Origin of the sequence: Bradyrhizobium genosp. SA-3, assembly GCF_004212635.1 — a bacterium.
Taxonomy (GTDB): Bacteria; Pseudomonadota; Alphaproteobacteria; order Rhizobiales; family Xanthobacteraceae; genus Bradyrhizobium.
Genome location: NZ_PSRT01000004.1, coordinates 66,248 through 86,592 on the forward strand (window position 1 = coordinate 66,248; position 20,345 = coordinate 86,592).

At 63.5% G+C, this 20,345-nt stretch carries 13 protein-coding genes, 1 tRNA gene and 1 pseudogene; 12 read left to right on the plus strand and 3 right to left on the minus strand.

The genetic code is table 11. The features are described 5' to 3' along the window. Window positions 1-5: 5 nt before the first annotated feature. Both argE and CWO91_RS02085 read right to left on the minus strand, forming a co-directional pair. Window positions 6-1,178 (minus strand): acetylornithine deacetylase, encoded by a 1,173-nt coding sequence (gene argE, locus CWO91_RS02070; RefSeq protein ID WP_130212043.1) that lies wholly within the window; start codon window positions 1,176-1,178, stop codon window positions 6-8. A gap of 1,075 nt (window positions 1,179-2,253) precedes the next feature. Beyond that, on the minus strand, window positions 2,254-3,039 hold the full coding sequence (locus CWO91_RS02085) for an SDR family NAD(P)-dependent oxidoreductase (RefSeq protein ID WP_130212045.1): 786 nt from the start codon (window positions 3,037-3,039) through the stop codon (window positions 2,254-2,256). Between the two features lie 133 nt (window positions 3,040-3,172). Here CWO91_RS02085 and CWO91_RS02090 point away from each other — a divergent pair, with 133 nt between their 5' ends. Both CWO91_RS02090 and CWO91_RS02095 read left to right on the plus strand, forming a co-directional pair. Next, on the plus strand, window positions 3,173-3,871 hold the full coding sequence (locus CWO91_RS02090; protein WP_165405179.1) for a histidine phosphatase family protein: 699 nt from the start codon (window positions 3,173-3,175) through the stop codon (window positions 3,869-3,871). 65 nt (window positions 3,872-3,936) lie between these two features. Further along, window positions 3,937-4,704, plus strand: coding sequence for an SDR family NAD(P)-dependent oxidoreductase (locus tag CWO91_RS02095; RefSeq protein ID WP_130212047.1), 768 nt, complete (start codon window positions 3,937-3,939; stop codon window positions 4,702-4,704). A gap of 207 nt (window positions 4,705-4,911) precedes the next feature. Here the strand turns inward: CWO91_RS02095 and CWO91_RS02100 are convergent, their stop codons facing one another. After that, window positions 4,912-6,147, minus strand: coding sequence for a serine hydrolase domain-containing protein (locus tag CWO91_RS02100; RefSeq protein ID WP_130212048.1), 1,236 nt, complete (start codon window positions 6,145-6,147; stop codon window positions 4,912-4,914). A 150-nt stretch (window positions 6,148-6,297) separates the two neighbouring features. On the opposite strand from CWO91_RS02100, the gene CWO91_RS02105 reads away from it, so the two are divergent. The 10 genes and pseudogenes from CWO91_RS02105 (at window position 6,298) to rpoC (ending at window position 20,225) form a co-directional block, all read left to right on the plus strand. Then, window positions 6,298-6,373, plus strand: a tRNA-Trp gene (locus CWO91_RS02105). A 338-nt stretch (window positions 6,374-6,711) separates the two neighbouring features. After that, a complete protein-coding gene (gene secE, locus CWO91_RS02110; protein ID WP_007611620.1) occupies window positions 6,712-6,903 on the plus strand; it encodes a preprotein translocase subunit SecE in 192 nt (63 codons plus the stop codon). Continuing rightward, complete coding sequence (gene nusG, locus CWO91_RS02115; RefSeq protein WP_130212049.1) at window positions 6,903-7,457, plus strand: transcription termination/antitermination protein NusG; 555 nt, start codon at window positions 6,903-6,905, stop codon at window positions 7,455-7,457. Before secE ends, nusG begins: the two co-directional genes overlap by 1 nt. A gap of 134 nt (window positions 7,458-7,591) precedes the next feature. Then, window positions 7,592-8,020 (plus strand): 50S ribosomal protein L11, encoded by a 429-nt coding sequence (rplK, locus tag CWO91_RS02120; RefSeq protein WP_006611824.1) that lies wholly within the window; start codon window positions 7,592-7,594, stop codon window positions 8,018-8,020. Window positions 8,021-8,026: 6 nt separating this feature from the next. Further along, window positions 8,027-8,719 (plus strand): 50S ribosomal protein L1, encoded by a 693-nt coding sequence (rplA, locus tag CWO91_RS02125; protein WP_018647230.1) that lies wholly within the window; start codon window positions 8,027-8,029, stop codon window positions 8,717-8,719. A gap of 90 nt (window positions 8,720-8,809) precedes the next feature. Next, a complete protein-coding gene (locus CWO91_RS02130) occupies window positions 8,810-9,763 on the plus strand; it encodes a 2-hydroxyacid dehydrogenase (RefSeq protein ID WP_130212050.1) in 954 nt (317 codons plus the stop codon). 582 nt (window positions 9,764-10,345) lie between these two features. Beyond that, complete coding sequence (rplJ, locus tag CWO91_RS02135) at window positions 10,346-10,864, plus strand: 50S ribosomal protein L10 (RefSeq protein ID WP_091894789.1); 519 nt, start codon at window positions 10,346-10,348, stop codon at window positions 10,862-10,864. 54 nt (window positions 10,865-10,918) lie between these two features. Then, window positions 10,919-11,296 (plus strand): 50S ribosomal protein L7/L12, encoded by a 378-nt coding sequence (gene rplL / locus CWO91_RS02140; protein WP_124157674.1) that lies wholly within the window; start codon window positions 10,919-10,921, stop codon window positions 11,294-11,296. A gap of 486 nt (window positions 11,297-11,782) precedes the next feature. Continuing rightward, a pseudogene (rpoB, locus tag CWO91_RS02145) lies at window positions 11,783-15,900 on the plus strand (DNA-directed RNA polymerase subunit beta). A gap of 128 nt (window positions 15,901-16,028) precedes the next feature. Next, window positions 16,029-20,225 carry a DNA-directed RNA polymerase subunit beta' gene (gene rpoC / locus CWO91_RS02150; RefSeq protein WP_130212051.1) on the plus strand — a complete coding sequence of 1,399 codons (4,197 nt, stop codon included), beginning with the start codon at window positions 16,029-16,031 and terminating at the stop codon, window positions 20,223-20,225. Window positions 20,226-20,345 lie beyond the last annotated feature (120 nt).

Sequence of the window (20,345 nt, forward strand, 5' to 3'; positions counted from 1 at the left end):
GCGCGCTAACCCCTCACACAATGCGCGATCAGCCTCTCGACAAACCCCGCGCACTTCTCCAACTCTGCCATCTCGACGAACTCGTCTGGCGTATGCGCCTGTGCGATCGATCCCGGGCCGATCACCACCGAGGGGATGTCAGCCATGCTGGCGAACAGGCTCGCCTCGGTGCCGAAGGCGACCTTGGCGTGGTCGTTGCGGCCAGCGAGGCTTTTTGCGAGCGTGACGATGGCGGCGTCGGCGGCCGTGTCGAGCGCGGGATAGTCGAGAATCTCCTCGAAATCGATGCCGCAATCCGCATTCTTTGCCTTCATCGCCGGCTCGAGCTCGGCCTTGGCCCAGGCGACGATCGCATCAGTGACCTCTCGCGACTCAGTGATGCCGATGCCGCGACATTCGAACTCGACCGTGCAGGCATCAGGCACGATGTTGAGCGCGGCGCCGCCATGCACGATGCTGGTGAGCAGCGTCGAGTGCGGAACATCGTAGAGGCTGTCCGTTGATCGCGCGGCCGCGAGCTTCACAGCGCGACGGCGGATCTCGGTGATCAGCTCGGCCGCATATTCGATCGCGTTGACGCCGTCGGGCGCGATCGAGGAGTGGCGGGCGAGGCCGCGAAACGTGGCGCGGACACCGTGCTTGCCCTTGTGGCCGATGATGACCTTCATCTGGGTCGGCTCGCCGATGAAGGCGCCGAGTGGCTTGACTTTCGTCTTGGCGATTTCGCGCAGCATCGGCCGCACGCCGACGCAGCCGATCTCCTCGTCATAGGAGATCGCGAGATGAATCGGCGTCTTGAGCTTCGCCTCCACCATCTCGGGCACCATCGCGAGGCACACCGCGACAAAGCCCTTCATGTCGGTGGTGCCGCGGCCGTAGAGCTTGCCGCCACGCTCGACGAGCTTGAACGGATCGTGACTCCAGTCCTGGCCGACGACGGGCACGACGTCGGTGTGGCCCGACAGCACCAGGCCCGGCCGGTCCTCGGGTCCAATGGTGACCCACAGCGAGGCCTTCTTGCCGGTCTCATCGATGATGCGCTCGCCCTTGACGCCGAACGCGGCGAGATAGCTTTCGATATGGGCGATCAGGGGCAGGTTGGTGCGGTCACTGACGGTGTCGAAAGCAACGAGGTCGGCGAGCAGCTTGCGGATACGGTCGGGTCTTGAGCTCTGCATTTTCAGGATCTTGTCAGGAGATTGCGGAAGCCGAGGCGGCTTGCATGAACCATACCAATGTTGCGACGGGATGGGCAAATGAAGCCGCAGCTGTCATTCCGGGGCGATGCGCAGCATCGAGCCCGGAATGACGGGGAGGGCTACAAGATATCGCGTTGCCTGTCGGGCAAAACACGCCAGCCGTGGGTCAACGCGCGTCGGCAAAATATTCCACTTTACCGAAATTCGGAAACGGCGTATGTGTCGCGCAACCCGGCCCAAGGAAAAGGGGCGTATCGCGATCGTCACGAACGCGGGCTGGGCGGCGGTGGACGTGGACCACACCGGCGCGAAAGGTTTCGCAGGGCGGGCAACCGTGAGCGAGGCCGTCGCGCCAATGACGGGTGCGGTTCGCGTACGGTGAAATCGTGTGGTCCTGGCGCCCGGGGTCTGTGCGCCAAGTCTTGCGGTGATGTGGGCGGCCCGACCGGGCACGTACATCAGAGATCCGAAGGCGACGGGGCAATAGTGCATCGCTCCCCGAGGAGAGCACGACATAAGCCGTAAAACCACTGCGCAGGGAAGGCCGGTTGTTTGGCTTCACCTGTATGCCGCTGTGCAGATTTCTTACCGCAAATTCGCACAGTGGACCGCGGGTGCCAGCCGGCACCCGGTCTTCCCTGCGCCCTCTTTCAATTCCGAGGGTGAGGCGACGAAGCAAAGCTCGGGCGAGCAAGCCGCGAGGATGCGAAGGCGTGTCTGCAACAGAGATACGAATTGAGAAGCGACGCCGTCACCCATACCCCGTCATTGCGAGCGCAGCGAAGCAATCCAGAATCTCTCTGCGGTGGCAGCCTGGATTGCTTCGCTGCGCTCGCAATGACGAGGTTGATGCAGCTGAGCGCACTATCTCCCCACCGTCGTCCTGGCGAAAGCCAGGACCCATTATCCCGGTCAGCGTTATTGAGCAATGCTGTGGCCACGGCGATCGCAACAACGAACTTCGGTGGTTATGGGTCCTGGCTTTCGCCAGGCTTTCGCCAGGACGACATCGAGGATGTTGCTACACCGAGTGCATTTGTAGAGACCTGCCTTGCTAAACCGGCTTGCCCGTATACGGCATCGATGCCGTGAGGCCGCCGTCGACCGGGAACGCCTGGCCGTTCACATACGAGGCCTCGTCGCTGGCCAGGAACAGTCCCATCGCCGCGAGCTCGTGCGGCTGGCCGGGGCGCTTAAGCGGGTTGAGCTGGCCGATCTTGTCTTGGGTGCCGCGCTCCTTGGCGCGGTCGAAGATCGGTTTGGTCATGCCGGTCTCGATCAGGCCCGGGCATACCGCGTTGATGCGCACGCCGGTGCCGGTGAGCGAATAGGCCGTGGTCTGCACCAGGCTGATCACGCCGGCCTTGCTCGCCGCATAGGGATGGCCGCTGGCGCCGGCCTTGAGACCTGCGACGGACGCCGTCAGCACGATCGCGCCGGACTGCTGCTTGACCATGTGCGGCATCGCGTATTTCACCGCGAGGAACGGTCCGATCAAATTGATGCGCAAAATCTCCTGCCAGTGCTCCACCGTCTGCTCAGCGAGCGGAACGAGCCCGCCCGAGATGCCGGCATTGGCCCAGATCACATCGAGCCGGCCGTGCGTCTTCACCGCCCTGTCGATCACGGCGATGACGTCCTTCTCGGAGCCGGCGTCCGCCACCATGGCTTCCGCGACATCGCCGGCCGCTCTGATCTCCTCGACGGTCTCCTTCACCGCCTCGGTGCGATCGACGGCAATGAGCTTTGCGCCTTCCCTGGTGAACAGCAGCGCAGCGGCGCGGCCGATGCCGCTGCCGGCGCCGGTGATGATGACGGATTTGCCTTGCAGGCGGCCCATGCGCTTCTCCCTCTGGCTCGCACGCGGCCCTTGCCGCGTGACGGAATTTCAAACAAGATTTCAAACGGTAAAGTGTCTTGAGACACGTTCGCTACTGACGTACAGCGACATCACACGGGATGGAAGGGTTTCGATGGCAGGCGCAGACAAGCCGAATGTGATCATGACACGATGGTGGTGGGTCCGGCACGCGCCGGTGCGCAATGACGGCGGCAACATCTACGGACAATCCGACATCGCCTGCGACACCAGCGACACCTATGTGTTCAACGCTGTTGCCAAGGTGCTGCCACGAAAGGCGGTCTGGTATTCGAGCAATCTGATGCGCACACATCAGACGGCCGAGGCGATCTGGGCGGCCGGTTTTCCGCGGCCTGCGTCGATGAAATGGGAAGCGGATCTCGCCGAGCAGAATCTCGGCCGCTGGCAGGGCATGAACCGCGCCGAGTTCATCGCGAGCCGGCCCGTCGGCATGAGCTGGTTTGCCGATATCAACGAGCCCGCGCCCGGCGGCGAAAGCTTCATGGACCTCTACAACCGCACGCGCCGCACCATCGAACGGATCAATGTGGAAGCGGCCGGGCAGGACATCGTCGCGGTCGCGCACGGCGGCACCATCAAGGCGGCAGTCGGCCTCGCGCTCGGTGACTTGCCGGAGCAGGGGCTCGCATTCGATATCGACAATGTGTCGGTGACGCGGCTCGATCATTTCGCGAGCCACGAGCGCACGGTCTGGCGGTTGCCGATGGTGAACCAGCAGCCGTGGATCGCCGACGCCGCGCACGCAGCGATGCACCAGCCTGCGGGACCGGAAGTCAAGAAGCTTGCCTGAGCCATTGCCCGGCCGCGCCTGCGGCGTAAGGTTCAAGCCAATCAATCGTACTCTGGGAGAGAAACATGACCTTGTTCGACATGAAGGGGAAAGTTGCCGTCATCACCGGCTCGACGCGCGGCATCGGGCTCGCGATCGCCGAGCGCATGGCCGAGCACGGCGCCAAGGTGGTGATCTCCTCGCGCAAGGCCGACGTGTGCGACCAGGTGGCCAAGGGCATCAACGACAAATTCGGCAAGGGCACCGCGGTCGCGATCGCCGCGAACATCTCGTCGAAAGAGAATCTGCAAAACCTCGTCGACGAGAGCAACCGCGCCTTCGGCAAGATCGACGTGCTGGTCTGCAATGCCGCGTCGAATCCGTATTACGGCCCGCTCGCCGGCATCTCCGACGATCAGTTCAGAAAAATCCTCGACAACAACATCGTCGCCAACAATTGGCTGATCTCGATGGTGGTGCCGCAGATGATCGAGCGTAGGGACGGCTCAATCATCATCGTCTCGTCGATCGGCGGCCTCAAGGGCTCGACCATCCTCGGCGCGTACGCGATCTCGAAAGCCGCCGACATGCAGCTCGCGCGCAATCTCGCCTGCGAATACGGCAAGGACAATATCCGCGTGAACTGCATCGCGCCCGGCCTGATCAAGACCGACTTTGCCAAAGCGCTGTGGGACAATCCGGAGAACCTGAAGGCCTCGACCTCGCGCTCGCCGCTACTGCGCATCGGCATCCCCGACGAGATCGCGGGCGCGGCGGTGTTCTTGGGTTCGAAGGCCGGCGACTTCATGACCGGCCAGACCATGGTGATCGACGGCGGCGCGACGATTAGTTGAAGCGTGAGATCAAGCCGAGATGTGGCCGCGAAGAACGGTGCGCTCCCTCGCCCGCTTGCGGGAGAGGGCTGGGGAGAGGGTGTCTCCGCAGTGAGACTCCCAATGAGGAGAAAGCTCTCACCCGGCGCTACGCGCCGACCTCTCCCGCAAGCGGGAGAGGTTGCACTGAGCTTGCCGCTAGATCGTTGAACTCAAGCCGGCGTCGCCTCACTCCACCGCCGCGTAAACCAGATCCCGCACCAGCGTGCGCGTGTAGTCGCGCTGGCCCGGGCCTTGGCTCATGAACACCGCGAACAGGTCCTCCTTCGGATCGATCCAGAAAAACGTGCCCGCAATGCCGCTCCAGAAATACTGACCGACGCTGCCGGGGAAGGGCGCGATGCCCGGCTCGCGCCGCACGGCAAAGCCGAGACCGAAGCCGTGGCCAGGCGACAGCAGCGTGCCATTTGTCACAACGTGCGGCCCGAGATGATCGGACGCCATCAGCTCCAGCGTCTTGCGGCCGATGATCCTGTTGCCGTCGAGCGTGCCGCCGTTGCGCAGCATCAGACAGAAGCGGGCATAATCCATCGTGGTCGAGACCAGCCCGCCGCCGCCGGACTCCATCACCGGCTGTTCCAGCATGTTGAAGAGCGCGACCTTGTCGCCGGTCCAGGGATCGGCCGCGAACGGTTCGGCGAGGCGGCCGGCATTGGCCTCAGCAGTTGCAAAACCGGTCTCGGCCATCTGAAGCGGGGTGAGGATGCGCTCGGCGAGATACGCGCCGAGCGGCTTGCCGCTGACGACCTCGATGATGCGGCCGAGGATGTCGGTGGAGCGGCTGTAGTTGAACTCGTCGCCGGGATGGCAGACCAGCGGGAAGCGCGCCACCAGCGCGGCGTGCTCGGCATTGGTGATCTTGCGGCTGCGGACGCGGGACTCCTGGTAGAGCTTGTGCACGGGGCCATCGCCTTGGTGCTCATAGGTCAGGCCCGAGGTGTGACGGAGCAGGTCCTGAACCGTCATCGGCCGCTTGGGCGGAACCAGTTCCAGCTTGCCGCCGCTGACCACGCCGACCTTTTGGTCGGCGAACTCCGGAATGAACTTGGCGACCGCGTCACTGAGAAGGAGATGGCCGTCTTCGACCAGCGCCATGATGCCGACCGAGACAATCGGCTTGGTCATCGAGAAGAGGCGGAAGATCGAATCGCGCGCCATCGGTGAGGCGCCCGTCGGGCTCTGCTGTCCTAGCGCCTCGAACCAGCCGATTTGGCCGCGGCGGGCAACCAGCACGGTGACGCCGGGAACAGTGCCCTTGTCGATCTCGCGCTTGAAGGCGTCCGACATAGCCTGGAGGCGGGAACGCGACAGCCCGAGCGTCTCGGGGCGGGCTTCCGGCAAAGGCGGGGTCTGCGGCCCGATCGTGGCCTGTGGGGCGGCTGTAGCGGTCGCTGTGGCGGTCATGGGCACTCCCGGTTGCTCTTGATTATCGGGAACGGACTGTGGCGCAAAAACCCCGGTACAAACAAGCGAAGCCGGCGCGGTTCACCCTTGCAAACCGGCCGTCCCCTGTGCTTGAAAGCGGCCCTGATCCTAAGGCGACGCAGGGTCTGTAGGAGTGTAGCTCAATTGGTAGAGCACCGGTCTCCAAAACCGGGGGTCGCAGGTTCGAGCCCTGCCACTCCTGCCAGCTAATCCAGACAATCGGTCTACAGGCAGGACGGCGCCGGCCCTAAGAGGTTTCGTCGATCATGGGGCATGGGTAAGCCATTGATCCCGATGAGATCCGCAGGCGGCGACGACGCGTATCCCGGCCTCCCAATATCTTGACCTTTGGCCCCATCCGCAGTATCTACCCCGCACTCGCAGCCGGCCCGTTAGACGCGGATTTCCGGCGCGGCTTTGAAATCCCCGAACAATCGAGCCCGATTTCCGGCTCATCCTTCAGACGAGGGCTGGGCCAAAGGCGCCTGTTCGGATCCCTTCGAAATCAGTAGCCGTCTTGCGACGGACGTTGGACATCAAACGATGGCAGTCAGCCCGTTCAAGTTCTTGCAGGAAGTGCGTTCGGAGACCGCCAAGGTCACCTGGCCGACCCGTCGTGAGACCACCATCACCACCATCATGGTGTTCGTCATGGTCGCCGTGGCCTCGATCTTCTTCTTCGCCGCCGACCAGATCATCCGTTACCTCATCACCTTCCTTCTGGGCATCCACTGATGGCAACAGCAACCGCTCAAGTGTCTGACAAGCGCTGGTACATCGTCCACGCCTATTCGAACTTCGAGAAGAAGGTCGCCGAATCGATCCGCGAGCAGGCTAAGCAACGCGGGCTCGAGGAGCTGTTCGAGCTGGTGCTGGTGCCGACCGAGAAGGTCACGGAAGTGCGCCGCGGCCGCAAGATCGACGCCGAGCGCAAGTTTTTCCCCGGCTATGTGCTGGTGAAGATGAAGCTGACCGACGAGGCGTTCCATCTGATCAAGAACACGCCGAAAGTGACGGGCTTCCTCGGCGCTGAAAACAAGCCGATGCCGATCTCGGAAACCGAGGCCATGCGCATCCTGCACCAGGTGCAGGAGGGCGTGGAACGGCCGAAGGCGTCGGTCTCGTTCGAGATCGGCGAGAACGTGCGCGTGGCCGACGGTCCGTTCGCCTCGTTCTCGGGTGTGGTCGAGGAAATCGACGAGGCGCGCTCGCGCGTGAAGGTCGCGGTGTCGATCTTCGGCCGCGCCACGCCGGTCGAATTGGAATTCGGTCAGGTCGAGAAGGTCTGACCGGGTACGCGTGAGACTTCGGTCTTGCGCGACAACAAGAGGCCGTGGGAGGACGAGGGCGGTTGCCAGCCGCTCGAGATCCCGACCACGAACCTGAAACCGCCGGCGATATGCCGGCACAACAGGAGTGATACATGGCAAAGAAAGTGACCGGATACCTGAAGCTTCAGGTCCCGGCCGGCGCGGCGAATCCTTCGCCCCCGATCGGTCCCGCGCTCGGTCAGCGCGGTCTCAACATCATGGAGTTCTGCAAGGCGTTCAACGCCCAGACCCAGAAGGAAGAGAAGAACACCCCGATTCCGGTGGTGATCACGATCTACGCCGATCGTTCGTTCACCTTCGAGATGAAGACGCCCCCGATGTCGTTCTTCCTCAAGCAGGCTGCCAAGATCCAGTCCGGCTCGAAGGCGCCGGGCCGTGACAAGGCCGGCAAGGTGACCAAGGCGCAAGTGCGCGAGATCGCCGAGAAGAAGATGAAGGACTTGAATTGCGACAGCATCGAATCGGCCATGAAGATGGTCGAGGGCTCCGCCCGTTCGATGGGTCTGGAAGTTGCGGGGTAAGCGGTCATGGCAATCGGAAAGCGTTTGAACAAAGCCCGCGAAGGCATTGACCGCGAAAAGCTTTACCCGCTCGCGGACGCCATCAAGATGGTCAAGGAGCGCGCGAAAGCGAAGTTCGACGAGACCATCGAGGTCGCGATCAATCTCGGCGTCGATCCGCGTCACGCCGACCAGATGGTCCGCGGCGTCGTGACCCTGCCGAATGGCACCGGCCGTACGCTCCGCGTCGGCGTGTTCGCCCGTGGCGCCAAGGCCGACGAGGCCAAGGCTGCGGGTGCTGACGTCGTCGGCGCCGAGGATCTGGTCGAGAAGGTGCAGAACGGCTCGATCGATTTCGACCGCTGCATCGCCACCCCCGACATGATGCCGCTGGTCGGCCGGTTGGGTAAGGTGCTCGGCCCGCGCGGCCTGATGCCGAACCCGAAGATCGGCACCGTGACCATGGACGTCACCGGCGCGGTGAAGGGTGCCAAGGGCGGCTCGGTCGAGTTCCGCGTCGAGAAGGCCGGCATCCTGCAGGCCGGCGTCGGCAAGGCCTCGTTCTCCGAGGAGAAGCTGGTCGAGAACATCAAGGCTCTCGCCGATGCTGTCTCGAAGGCGAAGCCGGCCGGTTCCAAGGGCACCTACATCCAGCGCGTTGCGGTGTCCTCGACGATGGGCCCCGGCGTGAAGGTCGAGCCGGGCACCATCCTCGGCTAAGGTTCAAATATTGCATGAGGCGAGGGGCGGAATTGGGCAACCGATTCCGCCCCTCGTCGTTTGTGACCGCGTTCACCGGAAACAAGAACAATGGCTGACAAGGTCCTGATCTACTCCCGCTTTCCCAAGACGATGATGGTGCGTTTCGCCGAACGGTTCGAACTGCTCGACACCGGTGGCAAGCCCGCGCGTGAGGTGTTTTCGGCGGATGAACTCGGCGGCATCCGCGCGATGCTCACCGCAGGCGGCACGCCGCTGGGGGCCGAGGCGATGGACCTGTTTCCGAAACTTGGCGCCATCGTCTGCTACGGCACCGGCTATGACGGCGTCGACCTGAAGGCGGCCGCCGTGCGCAACATCGCGGTCGGCCACAGTCCAGGTGCCAATGCGGCCTCCGTCGCCGACATCGCGATGACCCTGATGCTGGCGACGACGCGGCGGATCCTGGTAGCCGATCAATATGTGCGCAGCGGCGATTGGGCGGCGTCAAAACCCTCGCCGATGATGCGCCCGCAGGCGGGCATGCCCGGCCGCCGCATCGGCGTCTACGGCATGGGCGAGATCGGCCGCAAGATTGCGGCGCGCTGCGCGGCGTTCGAGAGCGAGGTCGGCTATTTCAGCCGCACCAGATACGATCTGCCCTATCAATATTTCCCCTCGCTGGAAGCGCTTGCCGACTGGTGCGGCGTGCTGATGATCGCGGTCCGGGCGGGGGCCGACACCCGGCACGTTGTCAATGCGGACATCCTCAAACGTCTCGGCGGGGACGGCTATGTCGTCAACATCTCCCGCGGCTCGGTCGTCGACGAGAAGGCCCTGGTCGCCGCGCTTGCCGACAAGACCATCGCCGGCGCCGGCCTCGACGTCTACGAAAGGGAACCGCACGCTCCCGATGCGCTGACCGCGCTCCCCAATGTGGTGCTCGCCCCGCATATCGGTGGCCACACCCTCGAATCGCACGTCGCCATGCAGAGCTGCGTCCTAGCGAACCTGACTGCGTTTTTCGAGGGCAGGCCGCTACCTTACGCGGTCAAATCGGCCTGAATCGGCCCTTGTCGGCCCGCCTCAGGCCCCGCCGGCAACGGATTGGAACTGGTGTGAATTTTGCTCTTGGCAAGCAGGCTCCCAGCAGTTAAAGAACCGCTTCCGGACGTTCCGGCCTCGGCTGGCGCGTTCGTGCACGCATTCCGAAAACCGACGCAACAGGAGATCATTCCTTTTCAGGACGTCCGCAAGGATTTGCCCGGAAAAGGAAGGAAACCTCGTCACTTGGTGGAATGCGGGCAGAGGTCAGGCGGTTCGCCGGCTGACCTTGTCCTGTCCAAGACTGCAGGCGCCTGCGGGGAATTTCGATTTCTCAAGGGCTTAATCGCATGGCCTGCATAGACGGGTGAAGACCGGATTTCACTTCGCACCCAGCTTCAAGGGCTGGCTTCGCGAAACGGGTCTGGTTCGGACCTCGACACGCCGTGGGCCTCATGGGCTCCCGGAGGGCAGGCTTTGAATTGTCGTCTTGCCCGGCGTGTCCGATGGGTTTTGGCCCGGAGGTTCAGGTTTGGGTGGGACGATGGGTGCAACCCGGCGGTCCCGCTTCTCGCGATGACCGCCAACCGGAGAGAGCTTGCTGTGGAACGAGCGGCAAAAAAGGAAGCGGTCGAACAGCTCAACGAGGTCTTCAAGACCACGGGCGTCGCGATCGTTGCTCAATATTCCGGCCTCACCGTTGCCCAGATGCAGAAGCTGCGCATGCAGATGAAGCAGGCTGGCGCCTCGGTGAAGGTCTCGAAGAACCGTCTCGCCAAAATTGCTCTTGAAGGCACTGACGTCGTTGCCATCGGTCCCATGCTGAAGGGGCCGACCGTGATCGCCACTTCCAACGATCCGGTAGCGGCGCCGAAGGTCGCCATCGAATTCGCCAAGGCGAACGAAAAGTTCGTCATCATCGGCGGCTCGATGGGCAAGACCGTCCTGAATGTCGACGGCGTGAAGGCGCTTGCCTCGCTGCCGTCGCTTGACGAACTGCGCGGCAAGATCGTCGGCCTCATCGTGGCCCCGGCGACCAAGCTCGCTCAGCTCGCCAACGCGCCCGCGGGCAAGCTCGCGCGCGTCATCCAGGCTCATGCCTCAAAGGGCGAAGCGGCCTGACGCCCTTCGCAAAACTCAAACCCGAACCAGACTTACACGTAAGGAAACTGAACAATGGCTGACTTGCAGAAGATCGTTGACGACCTCTCGAGCCTCACCGTGCTCGAAGCTGCCGAACTCGCGAAGCTCCTCGAAGAGAAGTGGGGCGTTTCGGCTGCCGCGGCTGTCGCCGTGGCCGGCCCGGCTGCTGGCGGCGCCGCCGCCGCTCCGGCGGAAGAGAAGACCGAGTTCACGGTCGTTCTCGCCAGCGCCGGCGACAAGAAGATCGAGGTCATCAAGGAAGTCCGCGCCATCACCGGTCTCGGCCTGAAGGAAGCAAAGGACCTCGTCGAGGGTGCTCCGAAGCCGCTGAAGGAAGGCGTGAACAAGGAAGAAGCCGAGAAGATCAAGGCGCAGATCGAGAAGGCTGGCGCCAAGGTCGAGCTCAAGTAAGCGCAAGCTTACTGGCGAGGTCCCGGGCGGGCAACAGCGCAGCCCGGGATCTTGGTCCGCTCCTCATCGAAGGGGTGGGCCGGATGCAAAAGGCGTGCGACGGGACGTCCCGACGCAGGCCGAACACGAAAAAGTGTGGGGATTTGAGGGTTTACCCCTCGAATCTCCATTATTGTCGCCCCATATCGGGTCGGCAGCACGAAAGCGCGGTGGGCAGGGATGCCGGATTTCCCTGTAAGCCGTTGGGAGAGCAGGCTATTTCGGGCTTTTGCAGTCCGTGAAGACGATCGTTGTGACGGGCGGGCGCGCTTCTGCGCCCCGCGCGTCGTTTTGCGTTTTGAAGGTCTGAAGAACAGATTCAGGACATTCCCGCCTGAAACTGAGCTTCCGGCCCCCAAGGCGGGTTCGAAAAATTCAACCCGGGGAGCGGTGGCAGCCGCGTTCCGGACGGCGCGCCCAGAGCGGGCGACGAAATGAGAGGCCACGATGGCGCAGCAGACATTCACCGGTCGCAAACGCGTTCGCAAGTTTTTCGGACACATCAAGGAAGTCGCCGAGATGCCGAACCTCATCGAGGTTCAGAAGGCGTCCTATGACCAGTTCCTGATGGTCGACGAGCCCCAGGGTGGCCGTCTCGACGAGGGTCTGCAGGCGGTGTTCCGCTCGGTGTTTCCGATCTCCGACTTCTCGGGCACCTCGATGCTGGAATTCGTCCGCTACGAGTTCGAGCAGCCGAAATACGACGTCGACGAGTGCCGCCAGCGCGGCATGACCTTCGCGGCTCCCCTCAAGGTGACGCTGCGCCTCATCGTGTTCGATATCGACGAGGAAACCGGCGCGAAGTCGGTGAAGGACATCAAGGAGCAGGACGTCTACATGGGCGACATCCCGCTCATGACGATGAACGGCACCTTCATCGTCAACGGCACCGAGCGCGTCATCGTCTCGCAGATGCACCGTTCGCCCGGCGTGTTCTTCGACCACGACAAGGGCAAGACCCATTCCTCGGGCAAGCTGCTGTTCGCCGCGCGCGTGATTCCGTATCGCGGCTCCTGGCTCGACATCGAGTTCGACGCCAAGGATATCGTCTATGCGCGTATCGACCGTCGCCGCAAGATTCCGGTGACGTCGCTGATGTTCGCGCTCGGCCTCGACGGCGAGGCGATCCTGTCCACGTTCTACAAGAAGATCCTCTACAAGCGGACCAAGGAAGGCTGGCGCGTTCCGTTCGACGCCAACCGCTTCCGCGGCTACTCGACCGTCAACGATTTGATCGACGCAGATACCGGCAAGGTCGTGCTCGAGGCCGGCAAGAAGCTGACCGTCCGTGCCGCCCGCCAGCTCCAGGAGAAGGGGCTGAAGGCGCTGCGCATGGCCGATGAGGAACTGGTCGGCAACTACGTCGCCGAGGACCTCGTCAACCCGAAGACGGGCGAGATCCATGCTGAAGCCGGTGAGGAAATCACCGACAAGCTGATGAAGGCGCTCAACGAGCAGGGCTACAAGGAGCTGCCGCTGCTCGACATCGACCACGTCAATGTCGGCCCCTACATCCGCAACACGCTCTCGGCCGACAAGAACATGACGCGTGAGGACGCGCTGTTCGACATCTACCGTGTCATGCGTCCGGGCGAGCCGCCGACGCTGGAATCGGCGCAGGCCATGTTCCAGTCGCTGTTCTTCGACGCCGAGCGCTACGACCTCTCCGCGGTCGGCCGCGTCAAGATGAACATGCGCCTCGACCTCGATGCGCCCGATACCCAGCGCACGCTGCGTAAGGAAGACATTCTCTCCGTCATCAAGACGCTGGTGGACCTGCGCGACGGCAAGGGCGAGATCGACGACATCGACCATCTCGGCAACCGCCGCGTGCGTTCGGTCGGCGAGCTCATGGAGAACCAGTACCGCATCGGCCTCCTGCGCATGGAGCGCGCGATCAAGGAGCGCATGTCCTCGGTCGACATCGACACGGTGATGCCGCAGGACCTGATCAACGCCAAGCCGGCGGCTGCCGCCGTGCGCGAGTTCTTCGGCTCCTCGCAGCTCTCGCAGTTCATGGACCAGACCAATCCGCTCAGCGAGATCACGCACAAGCGGCGCCTGTCGGCGCTCGGACCGGGCGGTCTGACCCGCGAGCGCGCCGGCTTCGAGGTGCGCGACGTGCATCCGACGCATTACGGCCGCATCTGCCCGATCGAGACGCCGGAAGGTCCGAACATCGGCCTGATCAACTCGCTCGCGACCTTCGCGCGCGTGAACAAGTACGGCTTCGTCGAGACGCCGTACCGCAAGGTCAAGGACGGCCGCGTCACCGACGAGGTCGTGTACCTCTCGGCGATGGAGGAGGGCCGCTACACGGTCGCGCAGGCCAACGTGCCGCTCGACCCGAAGGGCCGCTTCACCGAAGACCTCGTGGTCTGCCGTCACGCCGGCGAAGTCTTGCCGGTGACGCCTGATAAGGTCGACTACATGGACGTGTCGCCGAAGCAGCTCGTGTCGGTCGCAGCGGCGCTGATCCCGTTCCTCGAGAACGACGACGCCAACCGCGCGCTGATGGGCTCGAACATGCAGCGCCAGGCGGTGCCGCTGGTTCGCGCCGAAGCGCCGTTCGTCGGCACCGGCATGGAAGGCGTGGTTGCGCGTGACTCGGGTGCCGCGATCGCGGCGCGCCGTTCGGGCGTGATCGACCAGATCGACGCGACCCGCGTCGTCATCCGCGCCACGGAAGATCTCGATCCGACCAAGTCGGGCGTCGATATCTACCGGCTGATGAAGTACCAGCGCTCCAACCAGTCGACCTGCATCAACCAGCGTCCGCTGGTGAAGGTCGGCGACATCGTCAAGAAGGGCGACATCATCGCCGACGGTCCCTCGACCGATCTCGGCGAGCTCGCGCTCGGCCGCAACGTGCTGGTCGCGTTCATGCCGTGGAACGGCTACAACTTCGAAGACTCGATCCTGCTCTCCGAGCGGATCGTGAAGGAAGACGTCTTCACCTCGATCCACATCGAGGAGTTCGAGGTGATGGCCCGCGACACCAAGCTCGGACCTGAGGAAATCACCCGCGACATTCCGAACGTCTCGGAAGAAGCGCTGAAGAACCTCGACGAAGCCGGTATCGTCTACATCGGTGCGGAAGTGCGCGCCGGCGATATCCTAGTCGGCAAGATCACGCCGAAGGGCGAAAGCCCGATGACGCCGGAAGAGAAGCTCCTGCGCGCCATCTTCGGCGAGAAGGCCTCCGACGTTCGCGACACTTCGCTGCGCGTTCCTCCGGGCGTGCAGGGCACGATCGTCGAAGTGCGCGTGTTCAACCGTCACGGCGTCGACAAGGACGAGCGTGCGCTGGCGATCGAGCGGGAAGAGATCGAGCGTCTGGCCAAGGACCGTGACGACGAGCAGGCGATCCTCGACCGCAACGTCTACAACCGTCTTGCCGAGCTGCTCGAGGGACGGCAGGGCATTGCCGGTCCGAAGGGCTTCAAGAAGGACACCAAGATCACCCGTGCGGTGCTCGAGGAGTACCCGAAGTCGCAGTGGTGGCTGTTCGCCTCCCCGAACGACAAGCTGATGGCCGAGATCGAGGCCATGCGGAAGCAGTACGACGAGTCGAAGAAGGGGCTGGAACAGCGCTTCCTCGACAAGGTCGAGAAGCTTCAGCGTGGTGACGAGTTGCCGCCCGGCGTGATGAAGATGGTCAAGGTCTTCGTCGCGGTGAAGCGCAAGATCCAGCCCGGCGACAAGATGGCCGGCCGCCATGGCAACAAGGGCGTGGTGTCGAAGATCGTGCCGATCGAGGACATGCCGTTCCTCGAAGACGGCACGCATGCCGACATCGTGCTCAATCCGCTGGGCGTGCCCTCGCGCATGAACGTGGGACAGATCCTCGAGACCCATCTCGGCTGGGCCTGCGCCGGCCTCGGCAAGCGTATCGGCCAGACGGTCGATGCTTACCTGTCGAAGCAGGACATCAAGCCGCTGAAGGAAACCTTGAAGAAGGTCTACGGCGAGGACGAGACGATCAAGTCGCTCAACGACAACGAACTGATCGAGCTCGGCCACAACTTAAGCCGCGGCGTGCCGATCGCGACGCCGGTGTTCGACGGCGCCAAGGAAGCCGACATCGAGGAGATGCTGAAGCTCGCCGGTCTCGACGCTTCGGGTCAGTCGACCGTCTATGACGGCCGCACCGGCGATCCGTTCGATCGCAAGGTGACGGTGGGCTACATCTACATGCTCAAGCTGCACCATCTCGTCGACGACAAGATCCACGCGCGTTCGATCGGTCCGTACTCGCTCGTCACCCAGCAGCCGCTGGGCGGCAAGGCGCAGTTCGGCGGCCAGCGCTTCGGCGAAATGGAGGTGTGGGCGCTCGAGGCTTACGGCGCGGCGTACACGCTCCAGGAGATGCTGACGGTGAAGTCGGACGACGTCGCCGGCCGCACCAAGGTGTACGAGGCGATCGTGCGCGGCGACGACACGTTCGAGGCCGGTATTCCGGAGTCGTTCAACGTGCTGGTCAAGGAAATGCGCTCGCTCGGCCTCAACGTCGACCTGCACAACTCCAAGATGGGACCGGCGCGACGTCGGAAGCGGCCGAGTAATTCGACCTGTCGTGCCCGGCCTTCGCGGCCGGGCGTTGGCGCCCCGCCTGAGGCCTTGAGGGCAGGGCGCCCCGCTAAGTGATTTTCGAATTTGCGGCCGGAGGCGACCGGCACGCGAGGAGAAGACGATGAACCAAGAAATTATGAATCTCTTCAATCCGACGACGCCGGCTCAGGTCTTCGACCAGATCCGGATCTCGATCGCGTCTCCAGAAAAGATTCTGTCCTGGTCCTACGGCGAGATCAAGAAGCCGGAGACCATCAACTACCGTACCTTCAAGCCCGAGCGCGACGGCCTGTTCTGCGCCCGCATCTTCGGGCCGATCAAGGACTACGAGTGCTTGTGCGGCAAGTACAAGCGCATGAAGTACAAGGGCATCATCTGCGAGAAGTGCTCGGTCGAGGTCACGCTGTCGCGCGTCCGGCGCGAGCGCATGGGCCACATCGAGCTCGCAGCCCCCGTCGCCCACATCTGGTTCCTGAAGTCGCTGCCCTCGCGCATCGGCCTCCTGCTGGACATGACGCTGAAGGATCTCGAGCGGATCCTTTACTTCGAATACTACGTCGTGCTGGAGCCGGGTCTCACTGCGCTGAAGGACCGTCAGCTCTTGTCGGAAGACGAGTATCTGAGGGCGCAGGATGAGTACGGCCAGGATTCGTTCACCGCCATGATCGGCGCAGAAGCGATCCGCGAGCTGCTCAAGGGCATGGACCTCGAGAAGCTCGAGGCTTCCTTGCGCGTCGAGATGCAGGAGACCGACTCCGACATCAAGCACAAGAAGCTCGCCAAGCGCCTGAAGATCGTGGAAGCGTTCCGCCACTCCGGCAACAAGCCGGAATGGATGATCATGACCGTGGTCCCGGTGATCCCGCCGGACCTGCGTCCGCTGGTGCCGCTGGACGGCGGCCGCTTCGCGACCTCGGACCTCAACGACCTCTACCGCCGCGTCATCAACCGCAACAACCGCTTGAAGCGGCTGATGGAGCTGCGCGCGCCCGACATCATCATCCGCAACGAGAAGCGCATGCTTCAGGAAGCGGTCGATGCGCTGTTCGACAACGGCCGCCGCGGCCGCGTCATCACCGGCGCCAACAAGCGCCCGTTGAAGTCGCTCGCCGATATGCTCAAGGGCAAGCAGGGCCGCTTCCGTCAGAACCTGCTCGGCAAGCGCGTCGACTATTCGGGCCGTTCGGTGATCGTGGTCGGTCCCGAGCTGCGCCTGCATCAGTGCGGCCTGCCGAAGAAGATGGCGCTCGAGCTGTTCAAGCCGTTCATCTACTCGCGGCTTGACGCCAAGGGCCTGTCAACCACCGTGAAGCAGGCCAAGAAGCTGGTCGAGAAGGAGCGGCCCGAGGTCTGGGACATCCTGGACGAGGTCATCCGCGAGCATCCGGTGCTGCTCAACCGCGCGCCGACGCTGCATCGCCTCGGCATCCAGGCGTTCGAACCCGTGCTGATCGAGGGCAAGGCGATCCAGCTGCACCCGCTGGTCTGCTCCGCGTTCAACGCCGACTTCGACGGCGACCAGATGGCCGTGCACGTTCCGCTGTCGCTCGAAGCGCAGCTGGAAGCGCGCGTGCTGATGATGTCGACCAACAACATCCTGCATCCGGCGAACGGCCAGCCGATCATCGTGCCGTCGCAGGACATCGTGCTGGGTCTGTACTACGTCTCGATCATGCGCGAAGGCCTGCCCGGCGAGGGCAAGGTGTTCGGCGACATGGCCGAGCTCGAGCACGCGCTGCACGCGAAGGTCATCCACCTCCACACCAAGATCAAGTACCGGTGGGAAGGCATGGACGAGACCGGCAAGGTCTCCAAGCGCTGGATCGAGACCACCGCCGGCCGCGTCATGCTGGGCAATCTGCTGCCGAAGAACCCGCGGATCTCGTACGAGATCATCAACAAGCTGATGACCAAGCGCGAGATCTCGGGCGTGATCGACCAGGTCTACCGTCATTGCGGCCAGAAGGAGACGGTGATCTTCTGCGACCGCATCATGGCGCTCGGCTTCTACAACGCGTTCAAGGCCGGCATCTCGTTCGGCAAGGACGACATGGTCGTGCCGCACGGCAAGTGGAAGATCGTCGATACCACCCGTACGCTGGCGAAGGATTTCGAGCAGCAGTACAATGACGGTCTGATCACCCATGGCGAGAAGTACAACAAGGTCGTCGACGCCTGGTCGAAGGCCACGGAAGAAATCGCCAAGGCGATGATGAAGGAGATCTCCGCCACCAAGAAGACGGCGAGCGGAGCCGACGCCGACATCAACTCGATCTACATGATGGCTCACTCCGGTGCCCGCGGTTCGCCGGCCCAGATGCGCCAGCTCGCCGGCATGCGCGGCCTGATGGCCAAGCCGTCGGGTGAGATCATCGAGACGCCGATCATCTCGAACTTCAAGGAAGGCCTCTCGGTGCTCGAGTACTTCAACTCGACCCACGGCGCCCGCAAGGGCCTCGCGGACACCGCGTTGAAGACCGCGAACTCCGGCTACCTGACCCGTCGTCTCGTCGACGTGGCGCAGGACTGCATCATCACGCAGAGCGACTGCGGCACCAAGCTCGGCATCAAGATGCGCGCCATCGTCGATGCCGGCACCGTGGTCGCTTCACTCGGTTCGCGCATCCTCGGACGCACGGCCTGCGAAGACGTGCGCGACAGCTCGGGCAAGGTGATCATCAAGCGCGACACGCTGATGGAAGAGAGCCATCTGGATGCCATCCAGCAGGGTGGCGTGCAGGAGGTCAAGATCCGTTCGGCACTGACCTGCGAGCTCGTCAACGGCATCTGCGGCAAGTGCTACGGCCGCGACCTCGCCCGCGGCACGCCGGTCAACCACGGCGAAGCGGTCGGCGTCATCGCGGCGCAGTCCATCGGCGAGCCGGGCACCCAGCTCACCATGCGCACCTTCCACATCGGCGGTGCGGCGCAGCTCAACGAGCAGTCCTTCGTCGAAGCCAACTTCGACGGCAAGATCGTGATCAGGAACAAGGCCATCGCCCGCAACAGCGAAGGTCACCTGATCGCGATGGTGCGCAACATGGTGGTGGCGATCGTCGATGCTGACGGTACCGAGCGTGCGACGCACCGCGTCCAGTACGGCTCGCGCCTGCACGTCGACGAGGGCGACATGGTCAAGCGCGGCCAGCGCGTCGTCGAGTGGGATCCCTACACCCGTCCGCTCCTCACCGAAGTCGAAGGTACGATCGGCTTCGAGGATCTGGTCGAAGGGCAGTCGATCTCGGAAACGCTCGACGAGGCCACCGGTATCGCCAAGCGCGTGGTTATCGACTGGCGCTCGACCCGCGGCGGCTCGGACCTGCGTCCGGCCATCGTGGTCAAGGGCAAGGACGGCAAGGTGCTCAAGCTCCCCCGTGGCGGCGATGCCCGCTACATGCTGTCGGTCGACGCCATTCTCTCGGTCGACGTCGGAGCCAAGGTCAATCCGGGCGACATCCTCGCCCGTGTCTCGACCGAAAGCGCCAAGACGCGTGACATCACCGGCGGTCTGCCGCGGGTGGCGGAACTGTTCGAGGCACGGCGTCCGAAGGATGCGGCGATCATCGCCGAAATCGCGGGCACCATCCGGTTCGGACGCGACTACAAGAACAAGCGTCGCATCTCGATCGAGCCGATGGACAAGACCGAGGAGCCGCGCGAGTACCTGATCCCGAAGGGCAAGCATATCCACCTTCAGGACGGCGACGTCGTCGAAAAGGGCGACTTCATCGTGGAAGGCAACCCGGCGCCGCACGACATTCTTGCCGTGAAGGGCATCGAGGAGCTTGCGGCTTACCTGGTCAACGAAATCCAGGAGGTCTACCGGCTCCAGGGCGTGCTCATCAACGACAAGCACATTGAGGTGATTGTCCGTCAGATGCTCCAGAAGGTGGAAGTCACCGACCAGGGCGATACGGACATGATCTCGGGCGAGCAGGTCGACAAGATCGAGTTCGACGCGCTGAACGAGAAGGCCAAGGAGGAGGGCAAGAAGCCCGCCACGGGGACGCCGGTTCTGCTCGGCATCACCAAGGCGAGCCTCCAGACCCGCTCGTTCTTCTCGGCGGCCTCGTTCCAGGAGACCACCCGCGTCCTCACGGAAGCGGCGGTCAACGGCAAGGTCGATCCGCTCGAGGGCCTCAAGGAGAACGTCATCGTCGGCCGGCTGATCCCGGCGGGCACCGGCGCCTCCATGGCCAAGATCCGCGAAGTCGCCATGAAGCGCGACAAGCTGATCCTGGACGAGCGCGAGAAGCAGGCGGCCGTCGTGTCGCCCGCGCCGGAAGCGGAGCCGATGGCGCTGCCGCCGGCTGAATGATGGTTCATCCGTAAGAATACTGAGGACAATGAAAAGGCCGGCTTTTGCCGGCCTTTTTGCTGCTTTCTGTGTTTGCTGCTATGCGGGGTCAGCCTTTGTTCATCTTTCCTTCAGCCGCAA

Coding starts and splice junctions, on each gene's coding strand:
- argE (WP_130212043.1), bottom strand. CDS start 1,178: ATGCAGAGCTCAAGACCCGACCGTATCCGCAAGCTGCTCGCCGACCTC.
- rplL (WP_124157674.1), top strand. CDS start 10,919: ATGGCTGACTTGCAGAAGATCGTTGACGACCTCTCGAGCCTCACCGTG.
- CWO91_RS02100 (WP_130212048.1), bottom strand. CDS start 6,147: ATGACCGCCACAGCGACCGCTACAGCCGCCCCACAGGCCACGATCGGG.
- CWO91_RS02085 (WP_130212045.1), bottom strand. CDS start 3,039: ATGGGCCGCCTGCAAGGCAAATCCGTCATCATCACCGGCGCCGGCAGC.
- rpoC (WP_130212051.1), top strand. CDS start 16,029: ATGAACCAAGAAATTATGAATCTCTTCAATCCGACGACGCCGGCTCAG.
- nusG (WP_130212049.1), top strand. CDS start 6,903: ATGGCAACAGCAACCGCTCAAGTGTCTGACAAGCGCTGGTACATCGTC.
- CWO91_RS02095 (WP_130212047.1), top strand. CDS start 3,937: ATGACCTTGTTCGACATGAAGGGGAAAGTTGCCGTCATCACCGGCTCG.
- CWO91_RS02130 (WP_130212050.1), top strand. CDS start 8,810: ATGGCTGACAAGGTCCTGATCTACTCCCGCTTTCCCAAGACGATGATG.
- rplA (WP_018647230.1), top strand. CDS start 8,027: ATGGCAATCGGAAAGCGTTTGAACAAAGCCCGCGAAGGCATTGACCGC.
- CWO91_RS02090 (WP_165405179.1), top strand. CDS start 3,173: ATGGCAGGCGCAGACAAGCCGAATGTGATCATGACACGATGGTGGTGG.
- rplK (WP_006611824.1), top strand. CDS start 7,592: ATGGCAAAGAAAGTGACCGGATACCTGAAGCTTCAGGTCCCGGCCGGC.
- secE (WP_007611620.1), top strand. CDS start 6,712: ATGGCAGTCAGCCCGTTCAAGTTCTTGCAGGAAGTGCGTTCGGAGACC.